Origin of the sequence: Cohnella soli (assembly GCF_042655525.1) — a bacterium.
GTDB lineage: Bacteria > Bacillota > Bacilli > Paenibacillales > Paenibacillaceae > Cohnella > Cohnella soli.
On record NZ_JBHSMI010000029.1, the window covers coordinates 530,942 to 544,235 of the forward strand.

Below are 13,294 nucleotides of genomic sequence, written 5' to 3' on the forward strand. Positions count from 1 at the left end.
GTCCAGCCCCTTTATCGGTGTTGCCTATTTCTTGTCCATCATCCGACCGAACAGCGCATCCGTCACCCGCGGAAACAGTTGCATCAACTTCGCTCCGGCAGACGCCGCCCACGGCATATCGAGCTCGGGTTTGCGTCGCTCCATCACGCGAACGATTGCGCCGGCCACTTTGTCCGGAGAAAGGATGAATTTTTCGATGTTTTTCAAATACGTGCCTTCCGGATCGGCCCGATCGAAGAACGGTGTCGCAATCGGCCCCGGATTAACGGCGGTTACGTAGACGCCGCTTATCTTCAGCTCTCTGCGAAGCGCATTCGTAAATCCGAGGACGGCATGTTTCGTAGCGGCGTACGCTGTCGACTTGGCGGTCGCGACTTTGCCGGCCATCGAAGCGACGTTGATGATATGGCCCTGCCCCGCCTTCAACATATAGGGAAGAACCGCGTGCGTGACGCGTACTATGCCCAAATAATTGACATCCATCATCTGCTTGAAATGCTCGATCGTCGTATCCGCGAACGGAACAAATTCGCCGTACCCCGCATTGTTGAGCAGCACGTCGATGCGTCCGTATTTGCGTATGACTTCAGAAACAACTTCGCCGACTTGATCATCGGAAGAGACGTCCATCTCATATACGGCATGCTCGCTCGACATCGTATTCGCAAGCGCCGTTAGCTTGTCCAGAGAACGCGCCGTCAGCACCGGGATTGCTCCCTTCTCGGCGAGAAATTTCGCTGCCAACGCGCCGATTCCGCTCGACGCGCCGGTGATGAGCACCACTTTGCCTAGCAACGTCGCTTTCATCGCATCCTCCCATGAAAAAAGCCCCTGACGGGGCTGCTTTGATAGCTCGTATGACGCCGTATAAATACTAGCATAGGTTAATGCTACGCGATCAATACTTGAATTTCCATTTCGCCGATGCCATCCATAATAAGCGGAACAGCGAGTGCGCGGCTTGCCCCCGTCACCGAGGCGAAATGCGAGTTCATAATCTTCGGCGGCGTAATGTCCACGTGAACGCCTTGATTGTACAGCATCGTACTGGCGTTGCCGCTGATCATGTTGCCTAGTTCCGATATCGCGCTTTTGCCCATCTCGTCGATCTCGGTAATGGCGTAACCGCCCATCATCGCGGAGATGATTCTTAGCGCTACAGATTCGCTTAACCCGAACACGATATCCCCGGTCATATGCCCGGTTAACCCGATTTGGATCCATACATGGTTTTCAGCGAACTTGATGTCCCTGATCGCCAACTGCCCGGTGCTGGGACGAATTTGTACCATCTGTTCGATAACCATGCGTGCGGATTCCAAAAACGGGTTGATGTAATCAGCCTTCATGTCTGAACGCGCCCCTTTTCCAGCCTGGATTGTACCGCTAGCCGTAATCGCTTTCCCTCATTATACTGAAATCATAGGTACAAGTATACAGAATTTTGTCAAAGGACGATGAACGATGCCGAATATTTGGGCCCATATTCAGTTCGGGAGAGAGGTTCTTTCGTCCCTCGGACTGGCGCGAGAACTGAACGACCTGCAGTGGAAAAGCTCGTTCCAACTCGGGTGCCAGGGCCCGGATTTCCTGTTCTACGATCGGTTTCTGCCTTGGCAATCGTCATCCGCGCTGAACCGTCTCGGGAGCCTTATGCATGACGAGCGATGTGGGCCGTTCCTGCTTTCCTTGCTCGAACGATCGACTTCGGCTTACCGCCCGCTGTCCGACCCGGCGTCGGGTTATGCGGTCGGGTTTCTGCTGCACCATGTGCTTGATCGGCATTTGCACCCTTTCGTCTTCAGCCGCTCGGGCTTTAAGAAGTGGCATCATCAACGCTTCGAGACGGCGATGGATGCAGTCGTTATGTATCGTCGCGCCGGCATCCGCACCGGCTCGACGCCAGTCGCTCCCGAGATCGACACGGGAGATCGACTGCCTGGCGCCGCCGTCTCGCAAATGATTCGCGCACAGCGCCTGTTTTTCGACCCCTCCGGCTGGAAAAGATTTGCGTTATTCGGGCAGATCGCTCCGTTCTCCCCGCCGCGGCGTTTGCCAGAGTGGGACGTGATGAACGATGCCCGCCTCCCATGGATCGATCCGACAGATCGAACGATCGTCCTTGAGGAAAGCGCGGACGAATTATGGGATCGCGCACTTGCGGACGCCTTGGAGACGACTCGCGCGGCGCTAGACTGGCTCTCTTGCGGAAACGGCGAAGAAGCCGTCCGGCTGAAATCGAAGTTCGCCGAACGGCTTCGGAACGTTTCCTATGAAACCGGACTGCCTTGCGGCACGGCCATCATTACATTCGCCGAATCCGTTGTGCCTGCACGTTAAGCTTATCCGGCAGAATGGCGCTGTGCCTCTCTCTCACCTTTCGCCAGATCGACTATCGTCAGCAACACAAGCCCGGCGAGGAAAAAGAACGCGACCGCCAGCAGCGCCGAACGGCTCGAATCGCTAACGAGCTTGACGAGCCCGAACACGAGCGGCCCGCCAAAAGAGAAAAACCGGCTCGTAAAGCTGAGGAAGCCGTTAAATTCGGCCGTTCGCCCGGGAGGTATGATTTTGCTGAAGATTGCTCTGGAAGTCGCCTGAGAACCGCCCTGAACGAGACCGACCAGGAAGGCGAGCACGAAGAAATGCGTTGCGTTCGTCATGAAGTAACCGAGAACGACGATGAGCAAGTAAAGGACAAGCGATCCGAATAGCATTTGCTTGCTGCCGATCCGATCCGCGAGTTTGCCGAATACTAGCGTTGCCGGGAAGCCGATAAACTGGGTAATCAGCAAAGCGGCAATCAAATCTTCGCTTTTAATACCGATCGTCGTTCCGTAGCTCGCGGCCATAACGATGACTGTATTGATGCCGTCGAAGAAAAACCAGTACGCCAACATAAACTTGAGCAGTTCCGGGTAGTCCTTTAACCGAGAAAACGTCTCTCTGAGCCTCGCGCTCCCCATCCTTAATGTTGCGCCCAAACTTTCCATCCGCACGGTTGCTGCATCTTTAACGTTCCGAAACAACGGCCACGAGAATACGAGCCACCAGATACCTACGGAAACGAAAGAAATTTGCGACGCGAACGTTTGGCTCGGCAAGCCGATCGATTCCCAACCGAGAATAAGACCGAGGTTCATCGCCAGGAGCAGCCCCCCTCCGAGATATCCCATCGAATACCCGCGCGCGCTGACGCTTTCCCGTTGTTCCGGCGTCGTAATGTCGTTCAGAAGCGCGTCGTAGAACGTGTTCCCCGTACCGAAACCAACCATGCCGACAACGACAAGAATCGCGGCTAGCCACATATCTCCTGGTCCAACGAACGCCAGCCCCATGCTTCCGAATGCGCCGATCAGGCTGAATATCCGCAGAAAAGAGACCTTCTTGCCGCTATAATCGGCGATTGCCCCGAGCAGCGGAGACAACATCGCCACAACAATCGCAGCCGCAGTCTGCGTGAAGCTCCAACTGCCATCCGTACCACCCGCCACGTCGATAAAGTAAATCGGCATGACCGCCGCCATAATTGTCGTTGCGAAGGCAGAGTTCGCCCAATCGTACATCACCCAGGCGCGGATCTGTATTGGTGTGCTCATTTCGGATGTCGCCTCTCTCTGATCGTAGCCGTTTGCCGAAACCATTCGACGAGCCCTGTACCTTTTCCTTCGCGCAAATGCAATAAACGCGACCGTCCGCCGATATTTCGGCAAAACGGTCGCGCGAATGTGTTATGACTGTGATTCAGGCTTCATTCGAGGCATTTCCGCCAGTCTGGCGTTCCTCGCTTCCACCAGCATATCCTCTAGCCAATCTTTCTCCGTTTTGTTGAAACGCAGAATGCCCTCGATCATGAAGATTGAGCCACGAGGCAATCGTGTTTTTTTCTCGTCCAATACGCCTTCGATGCGATCGATCCGGTTCTGACAAGCTTCCAGCTGCTTGAGCACCAGATCTTCCACCCTTTCCAAGTCCAAGTGCCGGACGAAAGGAAGAGTCATGAACAGAGGGTGCTGCGGGTAAAAGCTTTGTCCCATCTGGGCATAAAGCATGTCGTGCAATTGCGCCTTCCCGCTCTCCGTAATGCGATAGACGGTTTTGTCGGGACGATTGTCGCCAGGGACGGGAATCGTCTCCGACACTTCGATGTAACCATCCTGCCGAAGCTGGTCGACCGCGTAGTAGAGCGAGCCATCCTTTACCCGGAACGTTTGGTCCCAATTTCTCCCCTTAATCGTCTGCCTGATTTCGTAGGGGTGCAGTTCCTTTTCCATAAGCAGGCCGAGAACTAGCAGTTTGATGGACATGTTCCGATCGCCTTAGTGGAACGACGGTTCCGGCTTGCCGGCACCGCCGCCCTGCGAATTGGCAGAGCCCGGAGCACCCTGTGCGCCCGGCTTCGGCGCCGTCGATCTCGCGTTCCCCATCAGGAAAATAAAGATGAGGGCGGCAATCGGCAGCAAAATCGACCATTGGAAAATAAACAAAATCGAATCGGACAGTTTGCCGAGAAGCGCGTTGACGATATCCGGCGACAAGTGCATTTGCGCCTGAACGTCCGGATCGAGTAATGCTTGACCGCCTTTGATCTTCTCCGCCATCTCTGCAGGAATGTTCGGCAATTGCTTGATGCCTTCCTGGAAGTTGTTTTTCTGCAACGTGCCGAAAACGGCGATGCCGAGCGCCGAACCGATCGTCCGGAAAAACGCGATCAGCGACGAAGCTGAGCCTTTGGATTGAGGCGGTACTGCTTCCAACGTCGAAATGTTAAGAAGCGAGAACGATACGCCGATACCAAGACCAAGAATCACCATAAACACGCCGATCAAAACTTGGCTCGTTGTCGGATCCATGACGTAGCCAAGCAGGAAAGAACCGACGATGAGCACGAGCGCGGAAACGAGCATGACGTCGCGATAACGGAACTTGACACCGACCCGTCCGCCGAACTGGGCGCTGACAACGACGCCAAGCATCATCGGTGTAAGCACCGTACTTGTTTCTGTCGCCGTCTTATGAAACACCCCTTGGATAAAGATCGGAATGTATGTCGCCGATGCCATCATCACGCCGCCGTACAGAACGCTGACGCCCATACCGCCCGTAAACAGCTTCGTTCGAAACAGACTGAGCTTGATAATCGGATCTTTGGCATACTTCTCGGCGATCAGGAACACTACGGTCAATACACCAGCCGCGACGAACAGGGAGATAGTCTTAGCCGAGCCCCATGCCCAGCCGTCCGTTCCGCCCAGTTCGAGACCGAACATTAAGCACAAAATCGCGGCCGTTAGCAAGATCGCGCCCAACCAGTCGATCGACTGCTTTCTCGATACTTTACTTTCGCTGTACCCTTTTGTCATAAAAATAATCGAAAGAATACCGATAGGTACGTTAATGTAGAAAATCCAATGCCACGACAGGTTGTCCGTAATCGCTCCGCCCAAAATCGGACCGAACACGCTCGACAAACCGAACACCGCGCCGAACAAGCCCATCATTTTACCGCGTTTCTCAGCCGGGAACAGATCGAAAATGATCGTGAACGCGATCGGCATCAATGCGCCGCCGCCAATCCCTTGAATGGCGCGATAGATAATCAACTGATCCATGTTCGTAGCCGTGCCGCACAAGATCGATCCTAACAGGAACAAGACTAAGCCGAGCAGGAAAAAACGTTTTCGACCGTACATATCGGATAGTTTGCCAAAGATCGGCGTCGATACGACCATCGCGATCATGTAGGCGGAATACACCCAAATAAAGCTTTCGAAACCGCCCAGTTTCTTAATAATGGTCGCCATCGCCGTCGAGACGATCGTCTGGTCGAGCGATGCCATAAATAAACCTAGCAGCAGCCCGGCAACGACGAGCTTAATGCTGCTGTTTTTCTTATCCATGCCGTAAATCCCTCCTGGACTTTCAAGTCAACATAATTACTCAAATTTGAGTACCCGCCCATTAGTATACTCAAATTTGAGTAACTTTCAACCCCCTTTGCGACGATTTCGATTATCCCCTATAATTAAATGGAAATGGTGACAAAACCTTTTTATAAATTCACTTCATGACGATAAATTTATTCGATGCAGCGGAGGAGAACGAATGAACATCAGCCAATTGGAAACGTTAGTAACTATTTCCAAGACGCTTAGTTTCCGCAAGGCGGGCGAAGTGCTCAACTTGACGCAGCCCGCCGTTTCCGCGCAAATTAAAAGCCTCGAGGAAGAATTCAAAGTGGTGCTCGTCGACCGGAACCACCCTGTTACGTTGACTGACAGAGGCCAAGTGTTCCTTGAGCACGCCGGTCAAATTCTGAACATCGTCGAACAGCTGAAGCAAAGGCTTTCCGATCTAAACGAAGTACCGCAAGGTCACATTACGCTTGGTACAACCGCCTCAATTGCGATTCAAATTTTGCCGCGCGTGTTATCCTACTTCCAGAATCAGTTCCCTCTTATCCGAACGAGTATCGTATCCATGTCTTCCGCGCAAGTGTTATCCAACGTCGAGAACGGTACCATCGATGTCGGTATCGGCTATTTGAGCGACCGGAGCGCGCAAGTGGAAACGTCCGTCCTTTACTACGACACCTTCGATTTTGTCGTAGCGCCGCAGCATCGACTCGCGAAAGAAAAGCGCATTACGATCAGCATGCTGAAAGACGTACCGCTCATTTTGCTTTCCCCGGATACGCTAGGGCGGCGGTTCGTCGACCGCATCTTCCGCGAACACGGGCTAGAGCCGAATTTAGTTATGGAACTTGGAAGCAGCGAAGAAGTCAAACGTATGGTCGAATTGAATATGGGTGCTGCCATCGTATCCAAGCTGTCAATCGCAGGAGAGCTCAAACGCGGCACTCTAAAAACGATTCCGGTGACGGAGTTCGAAGTCAGCCACCCTGTCGGCGTCATGACGAAGTCGGGAAGATACGTGAACAGCGCCATGCGGCAATTTTTGAACGATTTGAAAGGCATGCCCGAAGACCAGTTTATCGGCAGCGAATAAACGAATTACAGAGGAGTGAGACGACATATGAAGTTCGACCTTCACACGCATCACGAACGATGCGGACACGCGACCGGCACGATTGCCGAATACGTCGAAGAGGCGATCAACGTCGGCTTGTACGTCATCGGCATATCCGATCATTCGCCTTATTTTGCCCACAAAGACGACCAACCTTTCCCGCACATCGCGATGGCGCGGAGTGAATTCGGCCGTTACGTAGCGGAAGTTCTTCGGGTAAAGGAAATCTACAAAGACCATATCGAAGTGCTGCTTGGCGTCGAATCCGATTATTTTGCCGATAAAATTGACATTTATCGCGAAGTTTTCGCCGCTTATCCATTCGACTACATTATCGGTTCCGTCCACCAAACGCGCGGGGTAAGCATTTTTAACCGCAACAGATGGAAAGGCCTCGGACCGACTGAGCAGACGGCAGAAAAGAAAGTTTATTATGAACTCATTCGGCAGTCGGCAGAGTGCGGATTATTTCAGATCCTTGGCCATATCGACGCGATGAAAGGTTATTTTCCGGCCTTCTCGGACATTGCGGGAGCAGAAGCCGAGGTAGATGCCGCGTTGCAAGCCGTGGCGGCGAACGATCTGGCGATCGAGATCAATACGAGCGGCAAAACGAAAGACGTCGGCGGCTGGTATCCTTCCGATGCCATATTGGAACGCGCGCTGCATTTCGGCGTTGACGTCACGTTCGGATCGGACGCTCACGTAACGGAACGCATCGGAGACGATCTTGAGCTCGTGCGCCAGCGGTTAAAAGAGATCGGGTTCTCGCGCTGGGTGTTTTTTCGTAAAAAAGAAAAAATCGTCGTACCTATTTGATGCGAATAGGCCGTCTCCATCACGGGAGGCGGCCTTGTCATTTGTTAGGGCTCAAAAAAAAGGAAGCCCGCCAACGGTGGCAGGCTTCAAGCATATGAAAAAAGGGGGTCTTGGTTATTATAATAGCCCGCCACTGAGACAGACAGATCACAGAAATGTTTCATTTGTGTAACAAATGCCCAATTGAACTGGCACTTACTTTTCGGAAGTGAGTATGTTAGAATAGGAACAAAGGGGGAATCGGCATGGACTATTCCAAAATGTGCCCCAAATACGAGTCGGCAGCCGAGCTGCTCGGCAAAAAATGGACGGGACTGATCATCCGCGTACTTCTCGGAGGCCCGAAGCGGTTTAAGGACATTAAAGAGCAAATTCCGGAGATGAGCGATAAAATGCTGACCGATCGGATGAAGGAGCTTGAAGCGGCGGGCATTCTGACGCGCACCGTCTATCCGGAAATGCCGGTCCGCATCGAATACGAACTGACCGAGAAGGGCCGTAATTTGGAGGAAGTCATTCTTTCCATTCAAAATTGGGGCGAACATTGGATGTGAGTGATCATCCTTCATCGTAACGAAGAAACCCCCGCTGCAATCATCGCAAGATGACCACGCGGGGGTTTTGCCGTTCTATTTCACTTCATGCCTACAATTTAAACTTGTTAACCGCCTGTTCAAGTTCGCGGATGCGCCCGGATAAACGAACCATCGCGTCCGCCACCATTCTGACGGACCCCATCTGCGTATCCGATATGTCAGCGACTTCCTGCGATCTCTCCGCGCTTGATTCCGAGATCGCTTCCGTTTGCGCGACAAGCGCCGACAATTCTTCGACCTGGGCTTCGATCTCCTGCCCCGCAGCGGCGATTTCCCTCAGCTCCGCCTCCATATCCTTGATACCGTTCGAGATGTTCTCGAACACGCCTCCTGCTTCACGCACGATGGCTGCTCCGCCTTGCGTTTCCCGGTAGCCATTTTCGATTCTTGTCTTCACCTTCTCGATCAACGCCTGTATTTCCTCTACTTCATTACGGATATCTTGAGCCGTGACGTCCGATTGCAACGCCAGCTTCCTCACTTCCCCTGCCACGACAGCAAATCCTTTGCCATGTTCTCCAGCGCGGCTTGCCTCTATGTTGGCGTTAAGTGCAAGCAAGTTTGTCCGGTATGCGATACCAGAGATCGCCTCGACCATTCGGCCGATTTGCTCGGACTTCACATGAAGCGACAATGCGTCCTCTACCGACAACCCGGCCGCAGCAGCGATCGTCTCTATCTTGTCGACAGCTTGTTTCACCGTCTCGTTACCTTCAACTGCACGGATAGTCGCCTGTTCAGATACGGCAGCTACCGATGACGTGCGATCGGCGATCGTCGTCATGCCTTGCTGGATTTCGCGCGTAACTTCCGCTCCGCGCTTCATCCCTTGCGCCTGCGAATCGGCGCCTGCCGCCACTTCTCGCATCGATTCCGCAATGCGATTAGCTCCATCCGCCGCCGAATCGGCTTCTCCCGTCAGTTGTGCCGCTGCCGAAGACGTTGCGGCTGCAGTTTCGCGGATCCCAGAGACGAGCGTCTTTAACTGGTCAACCATCCCCGCTAGCGATTGCGCAATCGAGCCGATCTCATCGCCTCTACGCATAACTTTCTCGGGCAACTTGTCCGTCAGACGGCCGGATGCGACTTCTCTTAGGAAACGGTCGAATCCGACCAATGGCACGATGATTCTGATGCGAACGATGACCGCGATGAGTGCGATCAGAAGGATGGCGAGTGCTCCTGCGATCAGGCTGATGCGCACCATCTCCTCTTTCACCTTTCCGCTGGCTTCTGCCGGGACGGCAACGACGATATCGGCGATCCGATTGCCTGTCAGGCTTGGAAAGCCCGATTTGACGATGCCATAACTATTGTTGTCGATCTTCCCTTCCTCGAAGCTCTGCGACTCGGGAAAACCGGCCCCAGTTCCGAAAAGGCCGATTGCCTGCTGATCGCTGCCGAGCCGCTGATCGTTCGCGCCGCGAATGCCGATTTTGGCGTTCAGAATTACGCCTATTCCTTTCATCGCATCATCGTCAAGCAGTCTTCCGAATACGAGAAAATGATCCGATTTGTCCGTGCCTTCCTCGTTCATAATTTGCGATGCCGCTACAATAGCGAGTCCTTTGGACGTCTGCATCAAACCGTAAGTATCCGTCAACTTCTTCACTTTGTCCACGATGGATAACTCTTTCAGCTTGCCCGAAAACTCCGGCACGTCCCCAGACTGGGTAAGAACACTGCCGTCGAATCCAACCGTCGCCGTGAAGTTCACATGTGGAATAATGTCCACCGACGCGTTAACGTTTTCCTCGATCCAATCCATATCTCCGGATCGAATCGCCGTTACGTAATCCGCCCATTTGGCATTCGTAATCGCGGTGCCCGACAACTGCTCACCGAGTTGCTCAATTAAGCGAGAAGCAGAGTCGCCGACTTCAAGCGCGTGCGACTTTTCGATTTTCCCCAAATCGCCGCTTAAGGTCTGGTAATAAAACCATCCGACACAGCCAAGCGGAAGGATCAGAACAACTAGCAAAATGACAAGTACCTGTATTCTCAAATAACCCCAAAATCGTCTTCGAGAAACCATTCCTTTGTTCCCCATATTCATTCCATAGGCATTTCTAACCAATTTGACGCCAATCTCCCTTTTCCTCCCCAACACAATTGAAATTTAATGGAAAGTGTCGAAAACAAGCAACTTTTTTACAAGATACACAGTTTAGTAGAGTAGAAGACTTGTAGAATAATGTCGAACTTAGTCGAAAACCTCCTCATCATTGAGCAATCGCACCATGTTTATAAGGAGAGAGTCACTTGAAAAAAATAATTTATTTTATTATTGCCGCCACAATTGTCGGTGGCCTATGGTCCCAAGTACACGCGTTGAACGACAATGCGTCCGGCAAGCCCGATACCTCGGCTAGCGCTCCCGCTTCGCCGGAACTTTCGACGCCGTCTGCCTCTCCATCAGAGCCGATTGAAGTCGAAGAACCGGAAGCATCCGCACCCGAATCGACACCGACGCCGACTCCTGAGGAGAAACCTTCTGGTAAGCCATCCGAGCCATCCGAACCATCCGAACCATCCAAACCTCCCAAGCCGTCTAAGCCATCCAAGCCGTCTCCTAACGACGATTACGATTTCGGTCAGATTATTTCACCGGATGACCTGCCTGCGATGACGATTGAGCACAAGGGCGGTATCGATGTCATCACGAACCCAAAAAGCCTGTACGTGCTCGCCAACAAAAAGCGCAACTTGCCGTCCGACTATGTGCCGCCGGATTTGGTCGTTCCCGACGTGCCGTTCTCGTTCTCCGGGGATTCTCCGAAGAAAAAAATGCGCAAAGCTGCGGCCGATGCGCTCGAATCGCTGTTCCAAGCGGCGAAAGACGATGGCATCGAGTTGAAAGCCGTCTCCGGCTACCGATCCTATGCCACTCAGAAAGCAATATTCACCGCAAACGCGGAGAAAAAAGGCGAAGACGTCGCCAACAAGACAAGCGCGCGCCCCGGCCAAAGCGAGCATCAAACCGGACTCGCCATGGACATTTCGAGTGCCAGCGTTGGATACGCCCTCGAGGAAACTTTCGCGAAAACGAAAGAAGGCAAATGGCTCGCTGCGCACGCGGCAGATCACGGCTTCATCATTCGTTTCCTGAAAGGTAAAGAAAAAATAACCGGCTATTCTTACGAGCCGTGGCACGTTCGTTATGTCGGCCGCGATGTCGCCAAAGAAATCGCTCGGCAAAAAATTACGCTCGAAGAGTATATGGACGAAGCGGCTGAAGTGATTGCGCGGTAAGTGCGGTAGCGGTCTGGCGCGGTAGCGGTCTGGCGCCGTCACTTTATACGATTTTTCGTACAAACCAGCGCTTAGGACATGAAACGCCTCGCTTTTGTACGTTTTTTCGAACAATCAAGCGCCGTGAGGCACGGAACACCTCACTTGTGTATGATTTTTCGTACAAATCAGCGCGTGGGGGACATGGAACACCTCGCTTTTGTACGATTTTTCGTTACTACTTAGGCCGACCTGAATAGGTGTTGTCCGCGTAATGCGGAATGCACCCTGAAACTGATCACTTGGAATTCCGTGTTTCGCCTAAATATTGATGCCACGCGCGGCTAATCACTTGGAATTCCGTGTTTCGCCGAAATAACGGTGCTACGCGCGGTTACTCACTTGGAATTCCGTGTTTCGCCGAAATAACGGTACTACGCGCGGTTACTCACTTGGAATTCCATACTACTTAGGTCTCCGAAAAGTAGGAAAACCTAAGTAGTAACGATTTTTCGTACAAGTGGTCAGATCAGATTAACGTTTTGCTATGCGATCGTTCGAGTAAGCTGGGTGCAAAATGAAGAACGTCCTCAGGCCAACAACCGTTGGCGGAGGGCGTTTTATTTTCCATAGGTGGAATCGATAAGATAGTTAGTTTCAAAGTAGTCATTGTGAGTTAGCGATAGGCGCGTACTGCGGATGAGTGCGATGAGGTGATATTGGGTGACGCGGAGCGTGAGGCGGACGACTTGATCGGTTGGTTTTAACGGCTAGGTACCCAACACACAAAAAAACCGCCAAAGAGAGACCTTCCTCTTCGGCGGTTTAATCGTTCTAGAATGTTACATCCCAAGCCATTGCTTAAACAAATGCTTCGTCGTGTCGCGGTTCATGGCTGCGATGGACGTCGTCAGCGGAATACCTTTCGGGCAAGAGCGGACGCAGTTCTGCGAGTTACCGCAGCCTTCGATCCCGCCTTCTTCCATGAGCGCCTCAAGGCGCTCGTGCGCGTTCATCTCGCCCGTCGGGTGAGCATTGAACAAGCGAACTTGTGATATCGGCGCCGGGCCGATGAAGCTGTTGCGGTCGTTGACGTTCGGGCATGCTTCGAGGCATACGCCGCACGTCATGCACTTGGACAGTTCATACGCCCACTGGCGCTTCGACTCTGCCATGCGAGGACCCGGTCCGAGATCGTACGTGCCGTCGATCGGAATCCACGCTTTTACTTTCTTGAGCGCATTAAACATACGCTCGCGGTTGATGACAAGGTCGCGCACGACCGGGAACGTCGACATCGGCTCAAGCCGAATCGGTTGTTCCAGCTTGTCGATGAGAGCGGAGCAAGCCTGACGAGGCTTACCGTTAATGACCATCGAGCAAGCGCCGCACACTTCTTCAAGGCAGTTCGATTCCCAGCAGACGGGAGCCGTTTTCGCGCCATCGGCTTTAACCGGGTTGCGTTGAATTTCCATGAGCGCGCTGATAACGTTCATGTTCGGACGATACGGTACCTCGAACTCCTCGGTATAAGAAGCGGCTTCCGGACTGTCCTTGCGCGTAATAACAAACTTGACCGTGCGTTTCGCGGTTCCAGCCGCTGTTGTCGTTGTCGCCAT

12 protein-coding genes are annotated in these 13,294 nt (G+C 52.9%); 5 read left to right on the forward strand and 7 right to left on the reverse strand.

Translation table 11 applies throughout. The features are described from left to right. Window positions 1-24 precede the first annotated feature (24 nt). Window positions 25-807, reverse strand: a complete 783-nt coding sequence (locus ACFPOF_RS22640; protein WP_378136874.1) for an SDR family NAD(P)-dependent oxidoreductase — start codon at window positions 805-807, stop codon at window positions 25-27. 83 nt (window positions 808-890) lie between these two features. Beyond that, on the reverse strand, window positions 891-1,349 hold the full coding sequence (locus ACFPOF_RS22645; RefSeq protein WP_378136876.1) for a chemotaxis protein CheX: 459 nt from the start codon (window positions 1,347-1,349) through the stop codon (window positions 891-893). A gap of 115 nt (window positions 1,350-1,464) precedes the next feature. On the opposite strand from ACFPOF_RS22645, the gene ACFPOF_RS22650 reads away from it, so the two are divergent. Then, window positions 1,465-2,340: a zinc dependent phospholipase C family protein gene (locus ACFPOF_RS22650; RefSeq protein WP_378136878.1), complete on the forward strand. Its 876-nt coding sequence runs from the start codon at window positions 1,465-1,467 to the stop codon at window positions 2,338-2,340. A gap of 2 nt (window positions 2,341-2,342) precedes the next feature. Here ACFPOF_RS22650 and ACFPOF_RS22655 read toward each other — a convergent pair whose 3' ends face one another. The 3 genes from ACFPOF_RS22655 to ACFPOF_RS22665 all read right to left on the reverse strand — a co-directional run bounded on the left by ACFPOF_RS22655 (window position 2,343) and on the right by ACFPOF_RS22665 (window position 5,900). Continuing rightward, window positions 2,343-3,599 carry an MFS transporter gene (locus tag ACFPOF_RS22655; RefSeq protein WP_378136880.1) on the reverse strand — a complete coding sequence of 419 codons (1,257 nt, stop codon included), beginning with the start codon at window positions 3,597-3,599 and terminating at the stop codon, window positions 2,343-2,345. Window positions 3,600-3,731: 132 nt separating this feature from the next. Next, the gene (locus ACFPOF_RS22660) at window positions 3,732-4,307 is read right to left on the reverse strand and encodes a PadR family transcriptional regulator (RefSeq protein WP_378136882.1); all 576 of its coding nucleotides are present in this window, start codon (window positions 4,305-4,307) and stop codon (window positions 3,732-3,734) included. A gap of 12 nt (window positions 4,308-4,319) precedes the next feature. Then, a complete protein-coding gene (locus ACFPOF_RS22665) occupies window positions 4,320-5,900 on the reverse strand; it encodes an MDR family MFS transporter (protein ID WP_378136884.1) in 1,581 nt (526 codons plus the stop codon). Window positions 5,901-6,105: 205 nt separating this feature from the next. On the opposite strand from ACFPOF_RS22665, the gene ACFPOF_RS22670 reads away from it, so the two are divergent. From ACFPOF_RS22670 to ACFPOF_RS22680, 3 genes are all read left to right on the forward strand, one after another. Next, a complete protein-coding gene (locus ACFPOF_RS22670) occupies window positions 6,106-7,008 on the forward strand; it encodes a LysR family transcriptional regulator (protein WP_378136885.1) in 903 nt (300 codons plus the stop codon). A 27-nt stretch (window positions 7,009-7,035) separates the two neighbouring features. Further along, window positions 7,036-7,848, forward strand: coding sequence for a histidinol-phosphatase (locus tag ACFPOF_RS22675; RefSeq protein ID WP_378136887.1), 813 nt, complete (start codon window positions 7,036-7,038; stop codon window positions 7,846-7,848). Between the two features lie 245 nt (window positions 7,849-8,093). Next, window positions 8,094-8,402, forward strand: a complete 309-nt coding sequence (locus ACFPOF_RS22680; RefSeq protein WP_378136889.1) for a winged helix-turn-helix transcriptional regulator — start codon at window positions 8,094-8,096, stop codon at window positions 8,400-8,402. Window positions 8,403-8,493: 91 nt separating this feature from the next. Here the strand turns inward: ACFPOF_RS22680 and ACFPOF_RS22685 are convergent, their stop codons facing one another. Beyond that, the gene (locus ACFPOF_RS22685) at window positions 8,494-10,479 is read right to left on the reverse strand and encodes a methyl-accepting chemotaxis protein (protein WP_378136891.1); all 1,986 of its coding nucleotides are present in this window, start codon (window positions 10,477-10,479) and stop codon (window positions 8,494-8,496) included. Between the two features lie 227 nt (window positions 10,480-10,706). Here ACFPOF_RS22685 and ACFPOF_RS22690 point away from each other — a divergent pair, with 227 nt between their 5' ends. Continuing rightward, window positions 10,707-11,696 carry a M15 family metallopeptidase gene (locus ACFPOF_RS22690; protein ID WP_378136893.1) on the forward strand — a complete coding sequence of 330 codons (990 nt, stop codon included), beginning with the start codon at window positions 10,707-10,709 and terminating at the stop codon, window positions 11,694-11,696. Between the two features lie 821 nt (window positions 11,697-12,517). Here ACFPOF_RS22690 and sdhB read toward each other — a convergent pair. Continuing rightward, on the reverse strand, window positions 12,518-13,294 hold the full coding sequence (gene sdhB, locus ACFPOF_RS22695) for a succinate dehydrogenase iron-sulfur subunit (RefSeq protein WP_378136895.1): 777 nt from the start codon (window positions 13,292-13,294) through the stop codon (window positions 12,518-12,520).

Bases quoted from the DNA above. Each gene is read 5' to 3' on its own strand.
- ACFPOF_RS22640 (WP_378136874.1), bottom strand. From the start codon at position 807: ATGAAAGCGACGTTGCTAGGCAAAGTGGTGCTCATCACCGGCGCGTCG.
- ACFPOF_RS22645 (WP_378136876.1), bottom strand. From the start codon at position 1,349: ATGAAGGCTGATTACATCAACCCGTTTTTGGAATCCGCACGCATGGTT.
- ACFPOF_RS22650 (WP_378136878.1), top strand. From the start codon at position 1,465: ATGCCGAATATTTGGGCCCATATTCAGTTCGGGAGAGAGGTTCTTTCG.
- ACFPOF_RS22655 (WP_378136880.1), bottom strand. From the start codon at position 3,599: ATGAGCACACCAATACAGATCCGCGCCTGGGTGATGTACGATTGGGCG.
- ACFPOF_RS22660 (WP_378136882.1), bottom strand. From the start codon at position 4,307: ATGTCCATCAAACTGCTAGTTCTCGGCCTGCTTATGGAAAAGGAACTG.
- ACFPOF_RS22665 (WP_378136884.1), bottom strand. From the start codon at position 5,900: ATGGATAAGAAAAACAGCAGCATTAAGCTCGTCGTTGCCGGGCTGCTG.
- ACFPOF_RS22670 (WP_378136885.1), top strand. From the start codon at position 6,106: ATGAACATCAGCCAATTGGAAACGTTAGTAACTATTTCCAAGACGCTT.
- ACFPOF_RS22675 (WP_378136887.1), top strand. From the start codon at position 7,036: ATGAAGTTCGACCTTCACACGCATCACGAACGATGCGGACACGCGACC.
- ACFPOF_RS22680 (WP_378136889.1), top strand. From the start codon at position 8,094: ATGGACTATTCCAAAATGTGCCCCAAATACGAGTCGGCAGCCGAGCTG.
- ACFPOF_RS22685 (WP_378136891.1), bottom strand. From the start codon at position 10,479: ATGGTTTCTCGAAGACGATTTTGGGGTTATTTGAGAATACAGGTACTT.
- sdhB (WP_378136895.1), bottom strand. From the start codon at position 13,294: ATGGCGACAACGACAACAGCGGCTGGAACCGCGAAACGCACGGTCAAG.